The sequence below is a fragment of the Paenibacillus barengoltzii NBRC 101215 genome, from assembly GCF_004000745.1.
GTDB classification, from domain to species: Bacteria; Bacillota; Bacilli; order Paenibacillales; family Paenibacillaceae; genus Fontibacillus; species Fontibacillus barengoltzii.
This window is the reverse complement of record NZ_BILV01000149.1, coordinates 1-1455: the sequence shown is the minus strand read 5'-3', so window position 1 is coordinate 1455 and position 1455 is coordinate 1. Positions and strand designations below refer to the sequence as shown.

Genomic DNA, 1455 nt, shown 5'->3' with positions numbered 1-1455 from the left:
TGAGCGTTTTGCAGTAATCTGAGGCCTTGAGCCGTAAGGATTTTCGGACATAAAAAAGGGACTTCACCCCAACTTGGAGAAGTTTTCAAGTGACCAAACCCAAAAACCTCAAGGATGGAGGAAGTCACTTTGTATATTCTCCAAGAATGTCTGTTTTCCTTCGAAGAACTTTTAAAAATTCAACCCAAGGAGAGATTGCCGATCTTCTTCAGCTCTCTCGATCTGAGACCGTATGCCAAGGAACTGAGAAGCCGTTCCCCCCGAGGCGCTGAGGGATACTGCAGACAAGGTATTCTACGAGCACTCTTGGCTGCGCCGCTTGAAGGAATAAGTACCTTTTCAGGGTTGCATAAGCGTTTGGATACGGATCTCCGGTTTCGTTATCAGTGTGGTCTTCCGCTGGATCGAGAAGCTCCTTCCATATCCACATTAAGCCGAGTTTTCTCAGAACTGACGAGAAAGGACTTGGCAAAACGGCTTTTTGAGGATTTGGTCACACGCTGTCAGCAGGAAGGTATCATAGAAGGCAGTAACGTCGCCATAGACAGCGCCGCTCTCCGCGCTTACGAGAAAAAGCAGCCCAAACGCAAAAGCGAGCAAACGGGTAATGCGAACTGGGGCGCAAAAATTGATTCCTTCGGCAATAAAATCACATGGTTTGGTTACAAAATTCATCTGGCGGTCGATACGAAAAGTGAATTGCCGATCGCCTTGGAAGTAACGCCGGCGCATGTCAATGATGGAGAAATGGCGCCGGGCCTGATCGAGAAAACAGCGTCCAGGACGAGCACACGATTTTTCATACTCGATGCGGGCTACGACCAAATGAAAGTTTATGAGGCCGCCCGCAACGTCAAGGCACAAGCCATCATTCCCCTTAATCTTCGGGGGGAGAAGGAACCGCCTGCTGGCATGACCTCGAACGGAACACCGTGCTGTTCCATGGGTTATGCGATGACATACTGGGGAGTTGACGGCGATATGCATAAATTTCGCTGCCCGCATGCCACGGGTAAAGTCGACTGTCCGCTTGGCATGGCTGCCTGCTCGTCTTCAAACTATGGAATGGTCGTCAAAGTAAATGCGAAGGATGATCTCCGGCGATACAGCATCCCTCATCGGGATACAAAGCGTTGGAAGGAACTTTACAATGAACGAACCAGCGTAGAACGCTGCAACTCCCGATTGAAAACCTATTTGACGGCAGACGCCGCACATGTCCGGGGCATTCAGAAAGTCACAACTCACCAGTATTTGAATGCCATTGTTCTGCTTGCATCTGCGCTCGCCGTTTCTCATCATTCAAAACGGGCTGCCGCTTAAAAAACGAGCTGTTCTAAAATTCTGCAAGTCTGCCCTTTTCTTCATCCATATAATACCATTTTCGAAAATTACCCCTTAACGACAGTGAATATGCTATCGCTTCTTCTCTGAAACGGAATTATGCAAAACACT

General features: G+C 48.5%; 1 protein-coding gene. It reads left to right on the top strand.

What is annotated here, in order from left to right; translation table 11 throughout:
- Positions 1-129 precede the first annotated feature (129 nt).
- A complete protein-coding gene (locus PBA01S_RS22550; protein ID WP_016311143.1) occupies positions 130-1323 on the top strand; it encodes a transposase in 1194 nt (397 codons plus the stop codon).
- Positions 1324-1455 lie beyond the last annotated feature (132 nt).